Origin of the sequence: Acinetobacter bouvetii DSM 14964 = CIP 107468 (genome assembly GCF_000368865.1) — a bacterium.
Lineage (GTDB): Bacteria > Pseudomonadota > Gammaproteobacteria > Pseudomonadales > Moraxellaceae > Acinetobacter > Acinetobacter bouvetii.
Genome location: NZ_KB849726.1, coordinates 486,443 through 509,834, shown reverse-complemented (window position 1 = coordinate 509,834; position 23,392 = coordinate 486,443). Strand labels below are relative to the sequence as shown.

The 23,392-nt window shown below is 44.4% G+C and carries 16 protein-coding genes and 2 pseudogenes; 9 read left to right on the top strand and 9 right to left on the bottom strand.

Going from position 1 to position 23,392, the window contains the following annotated elements; genetic code table 11:
- Positions 1 to 9: 9 nt before the first annotated feature.
- Entirely contained in the window at positions 10 to 1,011 is a 1,002-nt protein-coding gene (locus F941_RS05230) for a lysophospholipid acyltransferase family protein (RefSeq protein WP_005008639.1), read from the top strand.
- On the opposite strand, the pseudogene F941_RS05225 reads toward F941_RS05230, so the two are convergent.
- The 3 genes and pseudogenes from F941_RS05225 to F941_RS05215 all read right to left on the bottom strand — a co-directional run bounded on the left by F941_RS05225 (position 1,008) and on the right by F941_RS05215 (position 5,460).
- Positions 1,008 to 3,460: pseudogene (locus tag F941_RS05225) on the bottom strand (DNA internalization-related competence protein ComEC/Rec2). The gene F941_RS05230 and the pseudogene F941_RS05225 overlap by 4 nt on opposite strands.
- An 85-nt stretch (positions 3,461 to 3,545) precedes the next feature.
- Entirely contained in the window at positions 3,546 to 4,232 is a 687-nt protein-coding gene (gene lolD, locus F941_RS05220; RefSeq protein WP_005008634.1) for a lipoprotein-releasing ABC transporter ATP-binding protein LolD, read from the bottom strand.
- Entirely contained in the window at positions 4,225 to 5,460 is a 1,236-nt protein-coding gene (locus F941_RS05215) for a lipoprotein-releasing ABC transporter permease subunit (RefSeq protein ID WP_005008632.1), read from the bottom strand. The genes lolD and F941_RS05215 overlap by 8 nt, the downstream gene beginning before the upstream one ends.
- Positions 5,461 to 5,485: 25 nt before the next feature.
- Here F941_RS05215 and F941_RS05210 point away from each other — a divergent pair, with 25 nt between their 5' ends.
- Entirely contained in the window at positions 5,486 to 6,055 is a 570-nt protein-coding gene (locus F941_RS05210; protein ID WP_005008630.1) for a PilZ domain-containing protein, read from the top strand.
- Positions 6,056 to 6,059: 4 nt separating this feature from the next.
- Here F941_RS05210 and F941_RS05205 read toward each other — a convergent pair whose 3' ends face one another.
- Complete coding sequence (locus tag F941_RS05205) at positions 6,060 to 6,968, bottom strand: DMT family transporter (protein WP_005008628.1); 909 nt, start codon at positions 6,966 to 6,968, stop codon at positions 6,060 to 6,062.
- Between the two features lie 18 nt (positions 6,969 to 6,986).
- Entirely contained in the window at positions 6,987 to 7,466 is a 480-nt protein-coding gene (locus F941_RS05200) for a YaiI/YqxD family protein (protein WP_005008626.1), read from the bottom strand.
- A gap of 1,002 nt (positions 7,467 to 8,468) precedes the next feature.
- Between F941_RS05200 and F941_RS05195 the strand changes: the two genes are divergently transcribed.
- Positions 8,469 to 9,401 carry a hypothetical protein gene (locus tag F941_RS05195; protein ID WP_005008624.1) on the top strand — a complete coding sequence of 311 codons (933 nt, stop codon included), beginning with the start codon at positions 8,469 to 8,471 and terminating at the stop codon, positions 9,399 to 9,401.
- 608 nt (positions 9,402 to 10,009) lie between these two features.
- Here the strand turns inward: F941_RS05195 and serC are convergent.
- Positions 10,010 to 11,089 (bottom strand): 3-phosphoserine/phosphohydroxythreonine transaminase, encoded by a 1,080-nt coding sequence (serC, locus tag F941_RS05190; RefSeq protein ID WP_005008620.1) that lies wholly within the window; start codon positions 11,087 to 11,089, stop codon positions 10,010 to 10,012.
- A gap of 119 nt (positions 11,090 to 11,208) precedes the next feature.
- Entirely contained in the window at positions 11,209 to 11,871 is a 663-nt protein-coding gene (locus F941_RS05185) for a hypothetical protein (RefSeq protein WP_228128310.1), read from the bottom strand.
- 158 nt (positions 11,872 to 12,029) lie between these two features.
- Between F941_RS05185 and F941_RS05180 the strand changes: the two genes are divergently transcribed.
- The 6 genes and pseudogenes from F941_RS05180 to F941_RS05155 all read left to right on the top strand — a co-directional run bounded on the left by F941_RS05180 (position 12,030) and on the right by F941_RS05155 (position 19,809).
- Complete coding sequence (locus F941_RS05180; protein ID WP_005008614.1) at positions 12,030 to 13,550, top strand: TolC family protein; 1,521 nt, start codon at positions 12,030 to 12,032, stop codon at positions 13,548 to 13,550.
- Positions 13,551 to 13,568: 18 nt separating this feature from the next.
- A complete protein-coding gene (locus tag F941_RS05175; protein ID WP_005008611.1) occupies positions 13,569 to 14,750 on the top strand; it encodes an HlyD family secretion protein in 1,182 nt (393 codons plus the stop codon).
- Positions 14,751 to 14,752: 2 nt separating this feature from the next.
- Complete coding sequence (locus F941_RS05170; RefSeq protein ID WP_005008609.1) at positions 14,753 to 15,883, top strand: ABC transporter permease; 1,131 nt, start codon at positions 14,753 to 14,755, stop codon at positions 15,881 to 15,883.
- Positions 15,880 to 16,977, top strand: a complete 1,098-nt coding sequence (locus F941_RS05165) for an ABC transporter permease (protein ID WP_005008607.1) — start codon at positions 15,880 to 15,882, stop codon at positions 16,975 to 16,977. The genes F941_RS05170 and F941_RS05165 overlap by 4 nt, the downstream gene beginning before the upstream one ends.
- Before the next feature lie 258 nt (positions 16,978 to 17,235).
- Positions 17,236 to 18,531 carry a glutamate/aspartate:proton symporter GltP gene (gene gltP / locus F941_RS05160; protein ID WP_005008605.1) on the top strand — a complete coding sequence of 432 codons (1,296 nt, stop codon included), beginning with the start codon at positions 17,236 to 17,238 and terminating at the stop codon, positions 18,529 to 18,531.
- A 157-nt stretch (positions 18,532 to 18,688) separates the two neighbouring features.
- Positions 18,689 to 19,809: pseudogene (locus F941_RS05155) on the top strand (type I restriction enzyme HsdR N-terminal domain-containing protein).
- Positions 19,810 to 19,858: 49 nt separating this feature from the next.
- Here F941_RS05155 and F941_RS05150 read toward each other — a convergent pair.
- Entirely contained in the window at positions 19,859 to 20,296 is a 438-nt protein-coding gene (locus tag F941_RS05150) for a DUF5065 family protein (RefSeq protein WP_005008598.1), read from the bottom strand.
- A 74-nt stretch (positions 20,297 to 20,370) separates the two neighbouring features.
- The gene (gene gyrA, locus F941_RS05145) at positions 20,371 to 23,352 is read right to left on the bottom strand and encodes a DNA gyrase subunit A (protein WP_005008594.1); all 2,982 of its coding nucleotides are present in this window, start codon (positions 23,350 to 23,352) and stop codon (positions 20,371 to 20,373) included.
- Positions 23,353 to 23,392 lie beyond the last annotated feature (40 nt).

Genomic DNA, 23,392 nt, shown 5'->3' with positions numbered 1-23,392 from the left:
TTACACGCAATGACCGAACAGAATCCGCAGAATACAACGTATCGACTATTGAAATTTATCAGCCGTCAACCTATTCAATTTTCTCGTTTTATTGCAAAAGCGCTTGCAGGTTTAGTCAATGCTTTAAACATTTCAAAAACATCAGAAACCATTCGATTGAATCTGCAGCTGGCATTGCCAGAACTCAGTGAGCAGCAGCGCGAACAAATTACGGCTCAGGCCATCCGCAATGAATTACTTTCCTATTTTGAATTTTTCAGCATTTGGGGATCCAGCAATCAAAAAAATCTTTCACGTATTCACCATGTTTACGGTGAACAGTATTTTCATGACGCTTTGGCTGAAAATAAAGGCCTGGTCTTGATTGTGCCTCACTTTGGCACTTGGGAAATCATGAATGCATGGTTTGCCCAGTACACTCAGATGACCATCATGTATAAGCCTGTGAAAAACCCAACCGCTGATGCCTTTGTCCGCGATGCGCGCAGCCGCGAGCAGGCCCATTTAGTGCCAACGGATGAATCAGGTGTTCGGCAGATTTTTAAGGCGCTCAAGCAAGGCGGCACTACGGTTATTTTGCCAGACCATACGCCAAATGCAGGCGGTGAAATGATTCCTTATTTTGGCTTGCCCTTAGCCACCAGCAACTTAAGCGCCAAACTGATTCAGAAAACCAAAGCCAAAGCGCTTTTTCTATATGCCCTGCGCAATGCAAACGATGGCTTTGACATGTATATCGAACCCATCGATGAAGCAGTCTATCAAGGCACAGCGAACGATGGCTCAAGGGTTATTTTTACAGCTTTAGAGGACTTAATCCGAAAGTATCCAGAACATTATCACTGGAGCTATAAACGCTTTAAAGCCAGTCCTGCCACGGATTCCATTTACCATCTGCCCATGCATGAGGCTGTAGCCCTGGCGCAAAAAATCCGAAATGAAACAGCGGCAGAAAAAAACATGGCGGCTGCAGATTTAACAGGAAACGCTTCTGCTCCTGCTGCCAACTAATCCCTGCGCAGCCACTTCCATTGATCCCTTGCAAAATGAAGATGAATTTTTCCATCCTGCTGCAGAAATTGAATGTTTCCCAGCTGACTCGTCGTCAGCAGCGGAATATTCAGCTGCGACAGCCGCGCTTGCGTTAATGCGCTTGGATGCCCATAACGGTTAAATTTTCCTGCCGATGCAATCGCTAATTTCGGCTGCAGCGCTTTTAAAAATCCGTAAGCTGAACTGTTGCGGCTGCCATGATGGCCTAAGATCAACACATCTGCTTTTAAATCTGGATACTGCTGCATCAGCTGAAATTCCGTTTCCCAGCCGGCATCCCCCATCAATAAAAAGCTCCGGTACGGCGCAGCATTCTTCAGCTGCACATACAGCACACAAGAGTTTTCATTTTTGCTCCGCCCTGCCATGCCCAGCTGAGGCTTTGCTGGCGAAAGCACCTCTATGCTGAGCTGATCATTCCACTGCCAGCGCTGTCCTTGATAGCAGTAATCAAATGAGGTTTGAGCCGGCATCTCTGGGCGCTCACTGGACGTCAGCTGATGGATCGGCAAATCATGCTGAATTGAAAAATAGCCGCCGCTATGATCCTGATCCAGATGGGTCAATACCAGCTGATCCAATTCACTGACTGCATTCACTGAAAGAAATGGCAAAATAATTTGCTTGCCGATACTGAATTTTTCCTCGTCGGGATTGCCTCCCATATCGACCATCATCGTATGATGCTGATCTCGGATAAAAATCGCCTGCCCTTGCCCAACATCTAAAATATTCAGCTCGAAAGGATGCGGCATCAGACTTTTCAATGCCAACGCCAACAGGCCTAAAACTGCCCAGCTCTTTGGCAAGACCCCTCTGGGCAGAAACAGAATCAGCAGGCTCAGCGCCAAAAGCCAGACCATATTTCCGGTCATAGCCACTGGCATCAGTGCTGACTGAATAAAGTGTCCAGCCCATCTAAAAAAGCCAGCAGCACGGCCAGGCATTGATCGTTCAGCAAAAACAGCAGCGAAGCCATGCGCTCGGAAATATAATAGCTCAGCGCCGCCGCGATATCTAAAGGCACAACGATCAATCCAAGCCAAGGAATCGCCGCGATGTTGCTGAGCGGAGTAATCCATGAAACCTGCTTAAAAAATAGAACCATCAGCGGGAATAATGCTAGAAAGATTTTCCATTGCGATTCGGCCAATAACCGCAATGATAAAATTGCCCTCGCCCTCCAGCCAGTTTGCCGCTGAAGCTGGGACTGCTGTTGCTGCAGCGTCTGATAAATGCGCAATAAGATAAAACATGCGCCATAGGACAGCCAAAACGCTGCAGATAAAATGCTGAATGGATCCATCAGCAATAGCAAAGAACCACTCAGCAGCATTAATTTCAGCGGCTGTATTTTTTGCTTCAGCAGCAAAAGCATGCTGCCTAAACAGCACATCATGAGTGTCCGCACTGCTGGAATTTCAAACCCGGCAAACAGACAATACATAAAGACGCAGCTTAAAAATGGTAAAATCAGCAGATACTGTCTGGGCATCATTAAATACAGCTGCGGCCTATAGCGCGCAATTAGGCGCTGCAGCAGCCAGCTGACCATCATGGCAAAAATTACCACATGCGGGCCTGAAATCGCCAGCAAGTGACTCATGCCAAAACGCTGAAACTGCATTTTTGTTTCTTTGCTGAGCAGGCTTTCATCGCCGGTAAGTAAAGCCAGCATCAAGCCTTTATGCCCCAAAGGCTGATGCTGAATAAACACCCTGAAATTTAAGCGCTGTTTCTCTATCCAAAACGGAAATTGATGAACCCAGTGCTGATGCTGTCTGATATGGCCTGCATAACCCAAGGCATACATCTGCTGCTCGGTCAGCGGCTCAATATGCTTAACGCGGAATCCTGAAGCAATATTTTGCTGCAGATACCATTTTTCCTGATCAAATGCCCCCGCGCTGGCATAACTTTGCGCTGGCCTCAGTTCACCGCGCAATCGGTAATAATGCCCTAATTGCAGCTCCTGCTGCGCTGAATGCAGATTCGCCAATGGAATATAGGCCAAATATTGCAGCGGCGGCTTAGCGTTTACTGAGCCATTCGAGTGCAGCACAGAAACTTTTTGCTGGACGCTTCGATCACTCAGCTCGTTTAAACGTTCTATATAAACAAGCAACTCTCTGGATTCCGGCTTATGCTCCACTTGCATAAGGCGCTGATCTAATTGGCTATTGGTATAGCCAAATCCTAAATATGCAGCCAGCAGCATACTCAGGCTGATATTCAAAATTTTGAGTAATAGGCTTTGAAGCTGAATGAACGAATGCATCATGCGCTGCACGATCAGCCAAATAGCCGCAGCACTGACCGCAGTCCAAAAACTCACTTGAGGATTGAGCCACATTGCGCCCATACAGGAAACGCCCAAAATCCAGCCAAGGCAAAACCATTGCAGCATTTTCTATTCTATTTTTTGCTTTATTGCGCGCAATAATAAAGCCCGCCAAGGCGGGCTTCAATCTATAGCGTAAAGTTCAAATGAATTAGGCTTTTTCAACCCAGAGGCCATCCTGCATATGCAGAACAGCATCTGCCGACTGCGCTAAGTATTCATCATGGGTAACAATCAGCATCGCCATGTTGAATTCTTTACGCAGCTCGGTCAGCAGCTCAAAAATTTTCACCGCTGTTTTGCGGTCTAAATTGCCTGTCGGTTCATCCGCCATCATTAACTTCGGCTTTGTCACCAATGCGCGGGCTAGAGCCACGCGCTGGCGCTCGCCGCCGGAAAGCTCCCCTGGCTTATGCGTTAAGCGGTGAGATAAGCCTACGCGTTCAAGCAAATATTCAGCCTGCTTTTTCACGTCTTTATACGAAGCGCCTTTGCGCAGCATCAGCGGCATGGCTACATTTTCCAGCGCGCTGAATTCAGGGAGCAAATGATGGAACTGGTAGACAAAGCCCAAATGCTCATTGCGGATATAGCCTCGCTCTGCCTCACCTAAGGTGTCAAAGCGCTGGCCGTTAATCATCACCTGACCAGACGTGGGACGGTCTAAACCGCCGAGAACATGCAGCAAGGTGCTTTTGCCTGAGCCGCTGGAACCGACGATCGAAACAAACTCTCCTGCCTTGACCTGCAGTGATAAACCGCGGATCACATCAACAGAAGATTTGCCGTCGGTAAAGGATTTAGTAATATTTTGCGCATCTAAAATTACATTACTCATAACGCAATGCCTCCGCTGGCTGAATTTTCGCTGCGCGGAAAGCAGGATAAATCGTTGCAATAAAACTTAAGCCGAATGACAAGGTCACAATAATCAGCACATCCTGCCAGCGCAAATAAGAGGGCAAATAGTTAATAAAATATGCATCAAACATATTCAAGCCTAGGCTCGTGTTGAGCCAGCCCACCACGCTGCTGATGCTGGATGCGGCGATAATGCCTAAGATAGCGCCAGAGACCGTGCCAATCACGCCAATCACCGTTCCCTGCACCATAAAGATTCGGGTAATGGTTGCAGGCGATGCGCCCAATGTCCGTAAAATTGCAATATCCGATTTTTTATCAGTCACCACCATCACCAGCGAAGACACAATATTAAATGCCGCCACTAAAACAATCAGGAACAGCAATAGGCTGACCATCGCTTTTTCCATCTGAATCGCGCTGAACAGATTGCCGTGCGTATAGGTCCAGTCAGATGCATAAAAATTGGCGGGCAAGTCGCGGACAATTTCCTGAGACACCTGCGGCGCTGCAAAAATATCATCCAGCTTCATGCGGATGCCTTGCGCGCCATCCGGCAGGCGAAGCAAGGTCGAAGCATCATTCAGGGCAATATAGCCCATCATTGAATCCACTTCGGCGCCAATACTGAAAATGCCGACAATTTTAAAGCGCTTAAAGCGCGGCACAACACCCGCAGGTGACGGTGTCGCTTCCGGTAAAACCAAAGTGATGCTGTCATTCAAGCCCAGGCCTAATGCATCTGTCAATTGCTTGCCCAGCACAATGCCGAATTCGCCTTTTTTCAGATTATCAATGCTGCCTTCAACCATATGGTCTTGAATAATCGAAACCTTTTTTTCGTACTCCGGTTCTATCCCCGTGACCATTACCCCAGAGACCTGGCCTTGCGCTGTCAGCATGCCCTGAAGCTGCGTAAACGGCGCTACGCCTTGCACATGCTCATGATGCTCAATTTTCTTTGCAAGTTCCGGCCAATTTGTTAAAATTTGTGTTGAAGAAACAGTGGCTTGAGGTATCATTCCCAAGACGCGGTTTTTCAGTTCTCGGTCAAAACCATTCATCACGGATAACACGGTAATGAGTACAGCTACACCTAGGGTAAGGCCGATCATCGAAACCAGAGCAATAAAAGAAATAAAGTGGTTACTGCGCCGTGCGCGAGTGTATCTCAACCCTATATACAGCGAGATTGGTTTAAACATAACCATCTAGTCCGAGGTAATAATTATGGAAAATTTACAGCATCAAAGCGGAAACACGGAACGCCGCGTTATGTCACGCATCGATGCTGCCTTGAGGATCAATTATCAGATCATTTCTGATGATGTAGCGCTGAATGATCCTTACGATCCTAATTTTGTCTTGCCGCGCTATTTTCTACTACTTGCAGAATTAGATCAATTTGATCACGCGCTTAACTACGAATTAGAACAATTAGCTGAGAAAGATCAACAAATTGCTCGAATATTATCCTTATTTAATCAAAAGTTAAACCTGATTACGGGATCTTTGTATGATGCAATTGTACAAAGCATGTTACCTATTCCAGAACATGTGAATTTTTCAGAGACCGGCTTAAGCTTTTTCAGTGAGCATCCCATACAAGAAGGCACTTACCTGCATCTCACGCTCAGCCATCCCGAAAATTTCTTTCATATCGCCGCGACTGCGCAAGTGGTTTACAGCCGCCATGAAGAAAATGGCAAATACCGCACAGGGGCTTATTTTATTACCCTGCATCCGCAAGACCGTGTAAAACTCTCAGAATGCGTCTCTTTAACCCAGCATAAGGACTGAAGCTTTATTCAGCCTTAATTTTTTGGGCGAGTGCTCTGCTCGCCTTAAAATCCTGATAAAAATATACAAACAGGCCCGTCAGCAGCACAGCGGCTCCCACAAACACCATAATGGTGATTTTTTCATCATTCAGCAGCGCGCCAACCAGCATCGCAATCATCGGCGTCAGGACTGTGGTTAAAGACAGTGTGGTCGCCTGAACATTTTTCACCAATTTAAAATAGCAGAACATCGCCACCAGCGACGCCATGACTACCGCATACGCCAATCCAAACAGCGATCTGGCGCCCGGCATTTCTGTTGGCGCATAAGACCAGATAAACGGCAGCAGGCATAGTGCAAATAGCGCCGACACCAGTATTGAACCAGTCGCCTGCGCCATCGGCTCAAGCGGCGCATTCACCTTTTTCACCCAAAAAATTGAAGCGCAATAAATGAATACGCTCAGCAGCATCAACGCAATTCCGATGGGCTGTACATGATGCTCACTGCCGCCAATGCAAATAATCCCTAGCCCGCCAACAGCAATCAGCATACCCAGCCATTGCATGCGCCGGAGGCGGATTTTGAACACAAAAAAACCGATTAATCCGGTAATAATCGGCGCAAGGCCGAACATTAAAGCAATAATGCCTGAACTGAGATAGGCCGTCGCCAAATAGGTGAAAATTTGTGAACCGATGAAACTGCATGCGCCCGCCACATAGCTGTGAATTGACAGCGCATTCAAAGGCAGTTTCGTGCGCAGGATCAGCATCAGCATTGCGGCTAAAGGCAGAGCAATAAAAAAGCGCAATGCGAGGGCCCATAAGCTGTGCAGATCTGCCACACTCCAAACAATAGCGAGTGGCGTCGTTGACCAGATAAAGACCAGCAAGGCATAGGTCGACATTAAGTTGAGTTTTGAGGGCATGATGGCCTTGTTTGTTCCTTAATGCTGAGCTGTTTTACGCTTTTGCTTCTGAATGGTTTGATCGAGACTGCTTGAAAATTCACGCTTATCCCGCTCTGAAATAGGCGGCGGCCCGCCCGTTTGAACTCCGGCACCGCGCAGGCTGTCCATAAAATCGCGTAAATGCAGGCGCGCTTTAACATTGGCAGTGGTATACACCTCACCGCGCGGATGAATTGCAATACCGCCCTTTTCAATCACTTGCGCCGCCAGCGGAATATCTTGCGTCATGACGATGTCATGTTCTTTCATCCGGTCGATAATTTCTTTATCCGCCGCATCTGCACCGCTCATGACCTGAATTGAGTTAATACGCACAGATGGCGTAATGCCGACATTTTGGTTCGCGACAAAGGTCACTTCAAGCTGATAGCGGTCCGAAGCACGAATAATCACTTCACGCAAAATTTTAGGCAGCGCATCCGCATCGACCCAAAGTTTAAATGGCAGCACAATCATTTCCAGTGCAAAAGTATGAACTTCATTTTAACAAATCTACATGACAGAAATACGTGAAATTGCGCTATTTTGTGTACAGGTTTCTCAAAAATTGAGAAAGCTCAATGCATCAGCTGCTTATTCTTATTTTAATGGACACTTAGTCCCACACATAAATGAACAAAAATTCCTATCTCACCTGGACACTTTAATTAGGTTCTATCAAAGCAAATTCGTATAATCGCCATTATGTTAAATAGTGAGCGTAGATTACTTTATGTAATATCTGATAATTTTTCCTTGCTTGTTCTTATATAAATTAATCCTAATCAGATCATTACGTTTATCAGTCTTGATATAGATATCGTAGTAATCGTAATGGTCATAAGAATCAGCACTTGCACCTACAGAGCTTCTACCTACTTTTTTATAGAATACTTTTTTACAACTCCATATTTTTGACGTATATCATTATCATAAGTAATTGTTCTATCTATGTATTTTTTGTTTTCTGTAGTGTTTATAGTTTTATCTATCAATAAACAAACTAATAGAATTAAACTTAATAGAGCTATGACTAATTTAAATTTCAAACTAGCATCCTCTTAAAATAAAAATTGATCTAAATTAATGGAATTTTAAACGATTAGATACTCTAAAATTAACATAATACAGCTTATGCGAAATTCTTAAATTTATTAAATATTTTTCAATGACTTATCGTGTTCCAAAAAGCCCAGACCTGCCAATCTTGGCTTTTTTGATGATTTTTCATGTTCCACGACTTGATGCAATCTCATTGAACGCTAAAGCAGAAAAATGTCCAGATGAAATAAAAATAGATGTCTAAGCCGTTATTGATTTTGCACATCAGCATCTTGAGCATTCACTTCTATGCAGCCATTTTGACATGGTCTAGACTGAAAATAACGGCTGAATACGGAATATTTAGCGCTCAAGACTTGAAAATTTCAAATAACCCTCGATTTAATACATAAATACAACCCAACATCAATCGTGCTTATGAAAAATCAGAACAGACCAGAAATGATCACTATTGAAGATCAGAACTTCGGTAGCCACATTGAACACTGGAATTTATTAACAGAACAACCGTGTACCGATGTTCCTCAATGGCTCGGTCAAGCTCTGGATGCTCCTGTGATGCCGATGGGCTTATGCGCTGCAGAATGCGATATGGACACCGGCACCTGGCTGATTCAGGGCCCCAGTAAAGCGTCAGTGCAGCTGACTCAAGTGATTGAAGTTGAAAACAACAAACCCAAAGCGGTAAAAACCGCATTTCCGTGCTTCGAGAGCCCGTATAAATTCAAGGCCAGCATTGACCGGATTATTACCTGCAAGTCCAATATTCAAGCCGTACTCTGCTTAAATTTAGGCGCCGACACTTCCGTATATGCCTTTGACAGCCTGTACAGCGTTAACCACAGCCAATACGAAAAGGGTCAGGACTATTTGGTGCAGCTGAATGGCTGGGCCTATGAGTTAGAAGCCGTTGCCGAACATGAGCAGTTAGTTGTCGATGACCCGGCCTCAATCAAACACCACCGCGCTTTAAACGATATTTTAGCCGCCAATAATGGCGTGGCGCCTGCGAACCTGCAGGAACAGATTGAAGCTTGGGAACCGCAGTCTGAAGATGATAAAGCCCCTGTCACTGTCGATTTTTCGAAAATGGTGGCCTACCTGTACGGCGAAAACATGGGCCAGGAAGATGAAGCCTGGTTTCAAGGCAATGTAGTCGGTAAATCATCCATGCAGTTTATGAATCAGGACTATACGCTTTACGATGTCACTTTAATTCATGAAGAAAATCAGCCCGCCGTGCTGATCCGCATTGCCACAAAAGACCCAGCTTATAAAGATTATGAGGTTGGCCAGTTCATTCGCGGCAACATTTGGATTCAGGCGAATATTTACACAAAATCTGCTTAATTTAAATTTAAAAAAAAAGCCTCTTTCTGTACAAATCAGACTTGGGCTTTTTTTATTTTAGCTGATAGCCAATTTCATTACATAATTGATAATCCGCTGAAATTTTATCCACAATTAATAATCAAAAGTCAGCATTTTAAATTCAAACTTAAATGCACTTATCCACATTTATAAATTCAAAATTAATTCCTTTTCGTGATTATTTAATATTCAATTATGAGGATTTTAAATCTCTTAATTAAATTTTATCTGACTGAAAATATGTAAGTTTTTATGCTTCTTACTCATCTTTTAAAATAAATCAAGCAGTTTGGCAATTTTAATCAACATAGTACTTTATTTAATCAAAATTTTATGGTAAAAATAAAAATTACAAATAGGATTTAACGATAAATAGATCGGACAATAAATATCTATGAAAATCGTGCAAGAAGAAAACATACAGCAAGCCGGACACAGCCTGATTTCTCGATATCATGTCGAGCCTATGGCCTGCCTATTTTTTGTTTTAGGCATGATGATCTGTGCATATTTACTCCACACTTTTATTCTTTAATTCAGCAGATACAAAAAAGCCCATCTTTCGATGGGCTTTTTTTCTTCAAGGATTATGCATTGCGTTTCGCAAAGCCATCCATGAAATTCACCAGCGCCTGCACACCTTCTAAAGGCACTGCATTGTAAATACTTGCACGCATGCCGCCAACAGAACGGTGTCCCGCCAGGTTCAGCAAATGATTTTCTTCCGCTTCTTTCAAGAATTGCTTCTCAAGCTCAGGATTAGCTAACGTAAATGGCACATTCATAATAGAACGGTTAGCTTTTGCAATCGGATTTGCATAAAAATCGCTTGAATCGATATAGCCATATAGCAATTCGGCTTTTGCCAAATTCGCTTTGTAAATGGCGTCTACACCGCCCTGTTCAAGCAGCCATTCAAAGACCAAACCAGACAGGTACCATGCATATGTAGACGGTGTGTTGACCATCGAATCATTTTTGGCTTGCGCAGCGTATTTTAAGATGCTTGGAATTTCAGGTTTTGCCTGATCCAATAGATCGTCACGAACGATCACAATTGTTAAACCTGCAGGGCCGATATTTTTTTGCGCGCCCGCATAGATCAAGCCGAATTTAGACACATCTAAAGGCGCAGATAAAATGCTTGATGAGAAATCTGCAACCAAAGGCTTATCTGTTTCCGGGATATTTGCAAACTGAATACCGCCAATGGTTTCATTATCTGCATAATGCACATAAGCGGCATCGTCAGATAAGTTCCACGTGCTTTGATCAGAAATCGCCATTTTGCCATCTACGGTTGTGCCCGCTTCAATGACATTAATGTCGCCATAGCGCTGCGCTTCTTTAGTCGCTTTTTCAGACCAAATACCGGTATGGATATAATCCGCTTTGCTGTTTTTGCCCAGCAAATTGAGCGGAATTGCAGAGAATTGCAAAGATGCGCCGCCTTGCAGAAACAGCACTTTATAATTCTCAGGAATGTTCATGAGTTTGCGTAAATCCGCCTCTGCCTTTTCTGCAACTGCAACATAATCTTTGCTGCGGTGGCTCATTTCCATAATGGAAAGACCTTTGCCATGCCAATCCAGCATTTCAGCTTGGGCTTTTTCTAAAACGGCAGTAGGTAATGCAGCAGGACCAGCACAGAAGTTGTACGCGCGCATGATTTTTCCTTTCAGAGTGAAACACAATAAAATGATGGCATTTAACCACAGATAGACGGTGCTTGCAGTAATTTATCCTGAAAATATTTCAATGCTGTCGGACATTTAAAGCTAAATCTTCAATAAAGATCTGATCTTTTTGCAGGTTTGATAATTTCAATAAAGGGCTCACCTGCCAGCAAATAGCTGACGATTCTTAAAATTAACGCGGGAATCACCACAATGGCGTGAATCAGCATGGCTGCGCTTAAATAAAAAGTAAACTCAACCCAGCGCAGCCAAGGCATAAAAACGGATTTTTTGCTTTCCAGCTTTTGCTGCTTTAACTGAGATAAAGGCGCATCACCATTTGCATCAATCCATTGCCGTGTTTTTAAATCATAAGTATTCGAGCTCATCAGCCCGCGGCCATAAGCGTGCACAATCCTTTTCGGCTTTAAGAAAAAACCTGTAGACAGCGCAATCAAATTCATCACGCCTAAAATTGGATGGCGGAACATTGAGCCTGTGCCCAACTCCCAAGCGCTGACCTCGCCTTCGCCAATCCGCCCAACGGTATAACCTGTCAAAATATGGTGCATATCGTGATATTTTAAATATTTATGGCGCACACCAATATTGGGCATTGGCACAATTAAGCAGCCTGTATATACACCTACCGTCAAAGGCTCACGGTCACCCACAATTGGGCCAAAGCCATTTTTTTGATAAAACAGCGCAATGGCTTCATTTAAGGTATATGAATCTGAAAAATTATTTGGCGCTTTGACTTGTAAATCCATCTTATATTTATTAAACATGATGATGTGAATACAATATAGCCGATTATTCTGATTTATTACATCCTGATAACAATTTCAAAAAAATGAACAGCTGTATAAGAAGCATATCACTGAACGGTTGCTTTATACTGGGTTTGACGATACGGAGAATCTATTTGATGTTACAGCATTCATCAAGTTTATGCAGATCTGAACAACAACAAAATCAAGCGAACAATATAACCAGCGCTACAGTGAAAAGTTCAATTTTTACGGTTTCATTACTGTTCAGTTCGCTTTGCCTTGCCCAAAGCATCAGCTTTCAACAGGCTGAGCAAAACGTACTGCAAGACTCTTACAGCACCAAAGCCAATCAGGCATTGCAGCGGGCATCACAGCTGGAAGCAGAAGCCGTTAAAGGCCTTGGCCTGCCGCGGGTCGATTTAAACGTGCGCGCTTATGCTTTTCATAATGAATTGGATATCCCTTTAGGCGCCGTCAAAAACAATTTAGAACAGTCGCTGTCAAATGGCGTCAACAGCAAAATTGATGAATGGCAAAATTCTAACCCGAATCTCGGCGGTTTAGCCGACCCGCTGAAAGAAGGTTTAAACCAAACCATCCATGATGGTGTCGGCTTAATTCCAGATGAATATCAAGTGGCATTAAATGATCAGGTGATCCGCCCAACCGTATCCATTATGATGCCTTTATATACAGGCGGGCTGACTTCCAGCGCTAAAGAAGTCGCTAATATTAAAGCCCAGCGCAGTCTGCTCAACACCAAACAGCAGCAGGATGTGCAGCGCTTTGAACTCATACAGGCTTATTTTAATGTGCAATTGCAAAAACAGCTGCAGGCCAGCAGTCAATTTAATTTGCAGTCCATGCAAAAACATTACAGCAATGCGCTCAAGCTGGAACAGCAAGGCTTTATCAGCAAAGGCCAGCGCATGCAGTTTGAAGTCGCGCGTAATAATGCCGAACGCGCCCATCAAAATACGCAAGCCAGCTATAAAGCCAGTTTATTTCAGCTGAATAACTTACTGCAAAGCAGCCAAATTACTGAGCTGAGCACTCCGCTCTTTGTCAATTCGACACAAAATTTGGCTTTAAACAGCTTATTGAAAAGTTTTCCTGAACAGTCTTCACTCATTCAGAAAATGCAGATGGATACGCGGCTGGCCAAAGCCAATGTCAAAGTGCAAAACGCCGCGAAAAAGCCCAGTGTCTTTGCTTTTGGCGAATATAGCCTGGACGATAAGCAAAACTGGATTGTCGGTGTGGCAGCCCGCTACAACTTATTCTCCGGCATTGATAAAAACAAAAATGTGCAGGCAGCCGAATTGCAGCGTTATGCTTCAGAGCTGATCACTGAGCACGCCAAACAAGAAATTGAAAACATCATTTATAAATCTTATAGCGAAGTGGTTACTGCACAGCAAAGTGACCAATTGCTGCAGCAAAACGTAAAAGCCGCCCAAGAAAATTTACGCATTCAGGAATTGTCTTTTAGAGAAGATATGGGCACGGCAACACAAGTGATTGATGCACAAAATGCATTAAGTGTTTTAAAAACAGAAACAGCGCTGAATGCTTATAAATATGTCATGTCACTGGCAGCTTTACTGCAAAGCCACGGTTCGATTGAACAGTTTCAGGGCTATATCAATCAGCCCAATACACGCTATGTCCGCTAATTTCAGATGGGGAATCCTATGAATCAAGATAAAAACTCACCTGAATCTGAAGAGAAGCCTATTTCACCTGAACAGTCCAATCATGCCGTTCAGACAAATTCCTCTGTATCTGAAAGCACAAATGCCAACAATGAAAAAAACTTAACAGCTCCCAAAGATGATTCTGAGCACCAGCAGACGGAGCAATCCGCCGTTGCGCCGCAAAATCCTAAAAAATCTGCAGCCATTAAAATCGCCGTCTGCATGGTATTGATTCTGCTGCTTGGATTAATTGCCTTTGGCTTATGGAAAAGCTATCAGCCCAAAGAAGTCGAATTGCAAGGCCGGGTGGAAGCCGAAACCATTCATGTCTCGACCAAAGTGCCGAGCCGTATTGAAGAAATGTATGTGCATGATGGTCAAAAAGTGACTAAGGGCCAAGAACTGGTGCGCCTGTTCAGCCCAGAAGTTGATGCGAAGAAACAGCAGGCGCTTGCAGTACTGCAGTCTGCTCTTGCGCTGCAATCAACGGCAGACCGCGGCTCACAGGAAGAAAATATTGCCACGCTGTATGCCAACTGGCAGAGCGTAAAAGCGCAGCAAAACTTAGCGCAAACCACCTATCAGCGCGGCGCAAAACTGTTTCAAGAAGGCGTTATTTCACGTCAGCGCAGAGATGAAATGCACGCTGCTTCTATTTCCGCGGCTGAATTAACAGAAGCTGCGTATCAGCAGTATGCCCGCGCCAAACGCGGCAGCACGCCAGAGCAAAAATCTTCTGCAGATGCGCAGGTCAGCATTGCCAAAGCCGCTGTGGCTGAAGCAAATGCTTTAGAGGCTGAAACTAAATTATTGTCGCCGATCAATGGAACGGTATCTAAAACCTACGGCAAACCCTCAGAGCTGGTTGCGATGGCTGTTCCCGTAGTCAGTATTATTCAGGATGATGATCTGCACGTCAGCCTGAATGTCCGTGAAGATCAATATCAGTCTGTATATAAAGCCAAAACCATGCGCGGCTATATTCCTGCCTTGGGCCAAACGGCTGAATTTAAAATTAAATATATTGATGCTGAAGGTGATTTCGCCACCATTAAAACCACCCGCCAAACCGGCGGTTATGACATCCGCAGCTTTAAAGTGCATCTTGCGCCTGTACAGGCCATGCCAGATTTAAAAGTCGGCATGAGCGTATTATTTAAAGTTAAAGAGGCGCAATAAATATGCGGGCAGGCGTTTGGCGTGAATTGCAGTATTTACTTAAGCACAAATGGGACTTGTGCTTAGTCACCCTTGCGCCTTTATTTATTGTCGTGCTGTTCAGCAGCATGTTTGCTCAAGGCAAGCCTGAACATTTGCCGATTGCCATTATTGATCAAGACCGCAGCAATTTAAGCCGCAGCATCGAACATCATTTAGCCCTGAGCAGCGCTGTGAAAATTGCGCTCATCAGTGACAGTCAAACTGAAGTCGAACAGCAGCTGAATCAAAATAAAATTTGGGGCTATGTGCACATTCCAGCGGGTGCAGAACAGCGCTTGGTGCAAGCCAAAGATGCTGAAATCAGCATTGCCTACAATCAAAGCTATTTTAGTGTAGGCAATACCATTTCATCTGCCATGCTGCTGGGGACGCTGCAGGCCATGGCTGATTTTATGGGCCAGAATTACTTAGAAAATACCCTCCCTTATTTAGATGTGCCAACACCTAACGTCAAAATTTCTCCGCTATATAACCCCGGGCTGAATTATGAGTTCTATTTAGAACCCTACATGATTCCAGCCATTTTGCATTTGCTGCTCTGCTGCTGCGTGGCCTTTTCTGTGGGGCAGGAACTGAAATTTAAAACCGCACAGCAATGGCTGCATGGGCAAACACTGTTCAGTGCATTGCTGTCCAAAAATTTGGTCTATATTTTAATTTTTAGCATTTGGACATGGCTGTGGATGATTTGGCTGATTGGCATCCGCGGCTGGTTTGTCGCAGGCCATTTGTGGCTGATTCTGCTCGCTCAGATTTTACTTTACAGCGCCTATGCCTTTATCAGCAGCACAATTGTGCTGGCCACAAAAAACCTGTCGAAAACCTTTGGCGTGATTGCCGTCTACGGCGGTTCATCGCTCAGCTTTGCAGGCGTAACCCTGCCCCTCAATAATGCCCCGATGTTCACCCAGTTTTGGGCGCATATTATCCCCTACACACCGTATGCCAAACTGCAAACCGAACAATGGGTGATTGGCAGCCCGCTGTCATCATCCTTGCAGCCTTTTGCCCTGCTCGTTGTATATAGCGTGCTGTATTTTGCACTGGCTTATATCTTCTTGAAAAAATGCGCCAAGGAGATCCTGTCATGAAACAGTTTTTCCACTACTACATTCAAACCTTTAAAAACATTGCTGCCAATTCATCTATCTTGACCACGCTGATTCTGTCGGTCTTTATGTACAGCTTTTTTTATCCTACAGCTTATCAGGCGCAGCAAGCGCAGGCTTTGCCGATTGTGATTGTCGATGAAGAGCAAAGTGCAATGACATCCGCAATTATTGGACGAGTCTCTAACAGTCCAAATGTAAAGATTAAGGCAGTCACGGCTAACTTTTTAGAAGCTGAACAAATGGTTCAGCGCCAGCAGGCGGATGGCATTTTGCTTTTGCCTGACAATTTATCCAACAGCATCCGCCATGGAGAAGTTGGCGGTGTCGGCTTATATCTCAGCGCTGCGAATTTTCTAAAAACCAAACAAATTGGCCTTGGCCTCGCTACATCTATTGAAAATGCGCTGGCGGAACAAGCAGAAAAGTTTGGCAATATTTCGCACTTCTCTCCTGCGCTGTCCATTCATCAAATACCGCTGTTCAATACCCTGTCTGGCTATGGCAGTTATATTTTCCCTGCAGTTGCGCCGCTGATTATTCATCAAACCATTGTACTGGGACTGTGCATGCTATTGGCGGGCTACCGTGAACAGTATCAATGGAAACCGACTGCAGCTGAATTTTGGGCAATTTTCGCGGCCATACTTACGATTGGCTGTTTGGGCTGCTTCTATCTATTCGGCTTTACTTTCTGGCTCTACGATTATCCGCGCGGCGGAAATTTTATGGGCATGCTGATCGCGGTACCGATATTCATTGGCTGCATCATTGGCCTTGCTATGCTGCTGTCCTCTTTTTTAGACATGCCTGAACGGGCTGGGCATCTGATTGTATTCACCTCAATTCCGCTATTTTTGCTCTCTGGCACGGCTTGGCCGCACGCAGCAATGCCTTTATGGATGCAGTGGCTGGGCAATTTTTTGCCTTCTACCCAAGGCATTCAAATGTTTATCCAGCTGAACCAAATGGGTGTGCCGACCAGCATTGTTGTGCCTAAATTAATCTATTTAAGCGCCTTTGCCGGCGTTTGCCTCTGCTGGTCTTACTATAGATTAAAACTTAAGCCAAACTAGTCAATTATTAATCATTTTTATTCATTACATAACTTAATTTTATTATCCAGATCGGATTATTAAATAAAACTGAAAGAAAAAACACCAATCAACAGCAACATCATAAAAATAGTTAGCTCATTTTTCATAAAAACTTCAAAATAGACTTAACCCAATCTGCCAAAATTTCTCTTGCCCTTGCAGCGCCATTTTTTGGATGCAGCGCAAGAGTTCATGCAGATTTTTTTTGTCCCTAATTTAGTTTTTTCAGAGCTGAGTATGAAAAAAATTAAGATGAGCCTTGCATGGCAAATCGTAATTGCACTCATTTTAGGTATACTTTTAGGCTCTATTCTCCACTATTCTCCTGAATACCGTGATGCCTTAGTAAATAATTTATTGACCCCGCTGGGTTCAATTTTTATTAACCTTATTAAAATGATTGTAATCCCGCTTGTAGTTTCAATGCTGATTTTAGGCATTGCCAATGCAAGTCATGGTTCCAATGTGGGTAAACTGGGTTTCAAAACCATTTTGTATTTTGAAATCATTACCACTATTGCAATTATTGTCGGTTTAGTTGCAGCCAATGTCTTCCAGCCCGGCGCTGGTATTGACATGTCGACTCTGACCCAAGTGGATATTTCCAAATATCAGGAAACATCCCATGAAGTCAGTTCGCATTCACATGGATTGGTGCAAACTGTATTATCTTTGATTCCGCCAAACTTCTTTGCTGCTTTAACCAGCGGGCAAATGCTGCCGATTATTTTCTTTTCGGTGCTGTTTGGCATTGGCTTAGGCTCTTTATCAAAAGAAACCAAACAGCCGCTGATCAGTGTTTTGCATGCCGTTTCTGAAACCATGTTCAAAGTCACTCACATGATTATGATGTTTGCGCCTTTAGGCGTATTCGGCTTAATCGCTGCGACTGTCGCGAACTTTGGCTTCAGTTCATTGCTGCCTTTAGTCAAGCTTGCATTATTGGTATATGGCGCTATTTTCTTCTTTATTTTTGTCGTTTTAGGATTTGTTGCCAAAATTTGCGGTTTCAGCATTTGGGCGATTATTAAAATCTTGAAAGATGAATTGATCTTAGCTTATTCAACTGCCAGTTCAGAAACAGTGCTGCCGCGCATTATGGAAAAAATGGAAGCTTACGGTGCGCCAAAACCGATTACCAGCTTCGTGATTCCAATCGGCTATTCATTCAATTTGGATGGATCAACACTGTATCAAAGTATCGCTGCAATCTTCATTGCGCAGCTGTACGGCATTGATTTAAGCCTGGGCCAGCAAGTCATTCTTGTCCTGACACTCATGATTACCTCTAAAGGCATCGCTGGCGTTCCTGGCGTGTCTTTCGTCGTGCTGTTAGCAACGCTGGGCAGTGTAGGCATTCCGCTCGAAGGCCTTGCATTCATTGCCGGTATTGACCGGATCTTAGATATGGCGCGTACTGTTCTGAACGTGATCGGCAATGCATTGGCTGTTCTTGTGATCAGTAAATGGGAAGGTGAGTTCGATTACGAAAAGCAAAAGAACTACGATCCTAAGCTGCACAACACACTCTAAAATTGACTGCATATAAAAGGACGCCTCGGCGTCCTTTTTTATATTTTATACAGAAAAAATAATGAGAAACGCCCATGAAAGCGTATTTAACATCTAAGAAAAAACAGCTATATTGATTAAAAATCATACAAATACTTATAAAAGCAGGGGGCGTTTTATGGAATACTTTATCAACAAATTAAAAGACCATATAGAGCATGTAAAACGCGTTGGAGCACACTGCACTACTGAGGAAACAACGAAACAAGCGCTTATTTTACCTTTGCTGGATATTCTAGGATTTAATCCTTACGATCCAACCAAAGTGCTTGCTGAATTTTCTGCAGATTTCCCTGGAGCCAAGTCAGCAGAAAGAGTGGATTACGCTTTGTACTGCAACGGCCAGCCTGTTATGTTTATTGAGGCCAAACCATTTGCCGCCAACTTAACCAATCATGCGCCTCAGCTTTCAAGATATTTTAATAGCAGCCTCGGCGTCACTATTGGCGCAATCACAAATGTTATGGATGAAAAACCACTTCTGACCATTGATTTTACCAAACACAATGCAGAAGAACTGACGCAATTGGCAGAGTTCAAGCATGATAATTTCCATGCTGAAAAATTACGCTTTTTCGCTGAAGAGAATCAATATATCCAGCAATTTAAAACCGTAATTAAACGCAGCATCAATGAAGCCGATTTAGATTTTGTCCGCTATGTAGCGCAACAAGCAAACATCCCTCGGCAATTGAATACTAAATTTTTAGAAAGCATTCAGCCTTTTGTTAAACAGGCTGTAGAACAAGCGATCAGCGATACTGTAGTAAAAGGCCTTTCAGCGCCAACGATTATCACCGCGCAGCCCGTTGAAATAACAGCCAGCCATAATGATGATCCCCCCCTGCACAGCCCGCCGCTGCAGATATCATTCATGCGGATAACAGCAAAATTGTCACGACAGTACATGAGCAGATGCTGTATCAGGTTGTTCAAGAGCTATTGCCTGAACATGAATTAACAGCGAAAGATACCGAAAGCTATTTTTCTGTCTTATACCAAAATAAAAATAACCGCTGGCTGTTTAGATATGATGTAAACCGCAAGCGCCCGACCATTCAGTTTATTGTCCCAATAAATGAGATACGCCATTTAGAACTCACCCGAGCGGGCCTTGAAGTGCAGGCGAATGGGCTCATTTTCTTAGATAAACCAGAATACATTTATAGAGCGGTCGGCATTTTGAAAGATTCTATCGAGTATTGTCTAAATGACGACCACTTTAAACGCAATATTTAAAATAAAAAGGATGCCTCGGCGTCCTTTTTATTTTGCGGAAATTCGCGCCTTAAATCTTCTCGCCAAAGACAGATACGCTTAAATCACGAATTTTCGCGCTGCCGCCGGCCTTGTCAAAACTGACATCATACTGCACTAAATTTTTGTCATACGCATATTCATACGTCACCGTATACTTGCTGGGCTGATTGGTTGCCTTGACTATGTTTTTCGCGACTATTTTCTTGGTTTTATAGTTTTCCTTTGGCAAGCCGCGCGCAAATTTATGCATTTCTTTTTCATTGCCGCTGAACCGCGCCTGCAGTTCCGGCTCTAAACGCGTCATCAGCTGGCTAAAATTCTGTGCGCGCAAGTCATCATAGGCAGCTTGGGCCACCTCAGCCTGTGCTGCGCTCGGGTCAGGAATCGCATTCATCGCTTGCTGACCCAATTTCTCACAGCCGCCTAAAGCCAGCGCAGACGCCAATACAGCATATTGAAGCTTCATCATCATTCTCATCCATCTATCTAGGGCCGACATAGAAAAAAGGACGCCGAAGCGCCCTTTTTATTGATTTAAAATCAGTCTTCTTCAGGCTCATTCAAATCAGATTCATTTTCTGTATTTTCAGCAATGATTTCATCATCTGCCGCCGATTCAGCGGATGCAGCTAAAGATGCATCATCCAGCAGTTCATCATCTTCTTCCACAGCTTCAATCGCCTCTACGCCAACCAGTGTTTCATTTTCACCTAGACGGATTAAACGCACACCTTGAGCATTACGGCCAGTTTGCGCAACTTCTGACGCACGGGTACGAACCAAAGTACCGCCGTCAGAAATCAGCATCAACTCTTTAGACGCATCAATGGCAACTGCGCCGACCAGCTCGCCATTACGCTCAGAAGTCTTAATTGCAATGACGCCTTTACCGCCGCGTTTCTTGGTTGGGAAATCATCGACTGGCGTACGCTTACCGTAACCGTTAGCAGATGCGCAAAGCACTTCGCCTGTTTCAGGCACTACCACCAAAGAAACGATGCGGCTGACAAATGCAGAATCTGCCGCGTCATCATCCGAATCCGTATCTGCATCTTCCGCATCTTCCGCTTGCGCTGCGCCGATAGTGACACGCATGCCGCGCACGCCTTTCGCAGAACGGCCCATTGCGCGAACATCTGTTTCAGCAAAACGGATCGCCTTGCCTTCGTTTGAGAACAGCATGATTTGCTGTTCGCCGTCAGTGATGGCTACACCAATCAAGGTGTCTTCATCATTCAGCTCAATTGCGCGCAAGCCGTTGGAACGGACATTCGAGAACTGTTCAAGTTCAACACGCTTGATCGTACCCGCTTCTGTTGCCATAAAGACATAGAAGTTTTTACGCAAGTTTTCTGCAAGTTCTGCAAATTCAGCGACAATTTCATCGTCCAAATCAGTTGCAGAAAGCTCGATACCCAGCTCTTTGAGCTGTTTGCGCAATGCATCAGAAAGGTCATCGCCATCAGCCAGTTCTGCAAACGCCACTTCCAGCGCATCATAATGCGAATTGACGATTTCATTTGCTTTCAGTCTTTCAGCATTCGCTTTCACGAAACTGCGGAAGTCAGCAAGACGCTCTTTGAATTTCTTCGGCGCATCAATCACCGGCAAGATTGCTGTGATGGTTTCATCAGCATCCAGCGGCAGCAAGTTCACCATCGGACGGCCTTTTGAACCGCGTGAAGCTTGCGGCACTTCAAATACTTTCAGGCGGTAAACTTTACCGACATTGGTGAAGCACAATACCGTTGCATGGTTTGATGTCACAATCAAATGCTGAATGTAGTCATCTGCTTTCATTGAGGTCGCAGACTTGCCGCGGCCGCCGCGGCGCTGCGCCGCATAGTCAGAAAGCGGCTGTGTTTTTGCATATCCTGTTTGAGAAACAGTGAGTACAACCTGCTCTTCTGGAATCAAATCTTCACGCGAGAAGTCAATGCGCGACTCTACAATTTCGGTACGGCGCGCATCGCCATACTGCTGCAGAATCAATGCAAGTTCTTCTTTAATGACATTCATCAATAAATTAAAGTCATTTAAAATTGCTGTATATTCAGCAATTTGACCTAAAATTTCAGTATATTCAGCATGCAGTTTATCTTGTTCAAGGCCCGTTAAACGGTGTAAGCGCAATTCTAAAATTGCGCCAACTTGCGCTGGAGACAAACGGTATACATTGCCTGCCAATCCGAATGGACGGCTTAGATCTTCCCCTTCAATTTCATCTGGACGGATTGAAATTGAACCTGCTTTTTCCAGCAATGCAACAACACCGCCCGCAGCCCACTCGCCTGCCTGTAAACGCTCACGCGCCTCACCAGGGTTCGCAGACGTTTTGATGGTTTCAATAATGGCATCAATATTGGCTAAAGCAACCGTCAAACCTTCTAAGATATGGCCGCGTTCGCGCGCTTTGCGCAATTCGAACATGGTGCGGCGCGTAACCACTTCTTGGCGGTGACGGACAAAGGCCGCGATAATATCTTTCAGGTTCATCAATTTTGGCTGGCCGTTGTCCAAGCAGACCATATTGATGCTGAAAGAATTTTCCAGCTGAGTATTTAAAAATAGATTATTGACAATCACTTCAGCGTTTTCACCGCGCTTCAAATCAATGGCGATACGCATGCCGTCTTTATCTGATTCGTCACGAAGCTCAGAAATACCTTCCAGTTTTTTCTCTTTCACTAACTCCGCAATACGCTCAATGGTTTTTGCTTTGTTAACTTGATAAGGAATTTCTGTAAATACGATTGTACCGCGGCCAGTTTTCTGGTCTTCTTCGATATGATATTTACCGCGGATATGCAAACGCCCCTTACCTGTCCGGTAAGCGTCTACAATGCCTGATTTGCCGTAAATAATGCCGCCTGTAGGAAAGTCTGGACCAGAGATGTGCTCCATCAATCCTTCAATGCTGATTTGCGGATTATTGGCATAGGCCAAGCAAGCGTTCACAACTTCAGTCATGTTGTGCGGCGCCATATTGGTCGCCATACCGACAGCAATGCCGGTTACACCGTTAATCAGCAAGTTCGGCACACGGGTTGGCATGACTTGCGGAATACGCTCAGAACCGTCGTAGTTGTCTTCCCATTCAACTGTATCTTTTTCAAGATCAGCCAATAGTTCATGGGTTAACTTGCGCATACGGACTTCGGTATAACGCATCGCCGCAGCGCTATCGCCGTCGACCGAACCGAAGTTGCCCTGACCATCAACCAATTGATAGCGCAAGCTGAAATCCTGCGCCATACGGACGATGGTTTCATAAACGGCGGAGTCACCATGCGGGTGATATTTACCGATCACGTCACCGACTACACGGGCAGATTTTTTGTACGCTTTGTTGTAGTCATTGCCCAGCTCGTGCATTGCGAAAAGCACACGGCGGTGAACAGGTTTTAGACCATCCCGCACATCCGGCAATGCACGCGATACAATTACGCTCATCGCATAATCGAGATATGAACTTTTGAGTTCATCCTCAATGGCAATCGGTCTAATTTCCGATACGCTCATGCATACTCCTTATTATACAGGTAAAAATGACCCGCATTTA